Origin of the sequence: Escherichia sp. AM3, from assembly GCF_032029835.1 — a bacterium.
In the GTDB taxonomy this organism is placed as follows: Bacteria; Pseudomonadota; Gammaproteobacteria; order Enterobacterales; family Enterobacteriaceae; genus Escherichia; species Escherichia coli.
In genome coordinates this window covers 1-1,243 of the sequence record NZ_JAVUPQ010000324.1, presented here as the reverse complement: position 1 = coordinate 1,243, position 1,243 = coordinate 1, and the positions used below count along the sequence as shown (strand labels likewise).

General features: G+C 46.1%; 1 pseudogene. It reads right to left on the bottom strand.

Annotation, left to right across the window (positions count from 1 at the left end):
• Positions 1-63: 63 nt before the first annotated feature.
• Positions 64-584: pseudogene (locus tag RTW80_RS25520) on the bottom strand (IS3-like element IS2 family transposase); the annotation flags it as partial.
• Positions 585-1,243: the final 659 nt, after the last annotated feature.

Here is a 1,243-nt window from a genome sequence, read left to right as displayed (position 1 = left end):
GTGGCGGCCTCAGTCCGGAACAATTTGAAAACCAGAACCTCGCTTAGGCCTGTGTCCATATTACGTGGGTAGGATCACTCCGATAACATGGTGTATACGGAGAAGCACATCCGTATCATCAGTGTGACGACTGCGGCGGCCATCCATCCAGTCATCGGTTCGTCTGAGAATGACGTGCAACTGCGCACGCGACACCCGGAGACAACGGCTGACTAAGCTTACTCCCCATCCCCGGGCAATAAGGGCGCGTGCGCTATCCACTTTTTTGCCCGTCCATATTCAACGGCTTCTTTGAGGAGTTCATTTTCCATCGTTTTCTTGCCGAGCAGGCGCTGGAGTTCTTTAATCTGCTTCATGGCGGCAGCAAGTTCAGAGGCAGGAACAACCTGTTCTCCGGCGGCGACAGCAGTAAGACTTCCTTCCTGGTATTGCTTACGCCAGAGAAATAACTGGCTGGCTGCTACACCATGTTGCCGGGCAACGAGGGAGACCGTCATCCCCGGTTCAAAGCTCTGCTGAACAATTGCGATCTTTTCCTGTGTGGTACGCCGTCTGCGTTTCTCCGGCCCTAAGACATCAATCATCTGTTCTCCAATGACTAGTCTAAAAACTAGTATTAAGACTATCACTTAAATAAGTGATATTGGTTGTCTGGAGATTCAGGGGGCCAGTCTAGTGCACGAATCCTAGAGGCAGAATGTTTCTCCACATGCTTGTGGAGAAACCGCCGCATTTTGCCCGTTCTGTACGATACTCCGTAGCCAGAGATAAGATATTCTGTTGCTGTATGCTACATACATTACACTATACGAAATCAGGTCTGTTCAATCAGTAAGGAAATAAACGGACAAACGTTATGTAACCCAGACAGAGATATATTGTCTGGGAAAATAGTGGCTTTTGTGGCGAAAACTAGTAAAACAGCAACCCGAACCACTTGATGTGCATCGTTTTTGATTATTCCCGTATACTCTTGCAGAAGGAGTTCTCCGTCGGGCTACTGTCATGGTTAATGCGGGGAATATGGCGACAATACAACACACCTAAAAGAGTAATGGACAGATGAAGCGGTTTATTCATTTCCCATGATTCTGAGTACCTACCAAGTCTGAGTAACCACTTTTATACTTTTAATTTTCGTTCATTTAGCTATCGTTTAATTATTATCACATAGGATTCTGCCGTTTTTAACAATGCAGGATAATAAGATGAAAAAAATGTTATTTTCTGCCGCTCTGGCAAT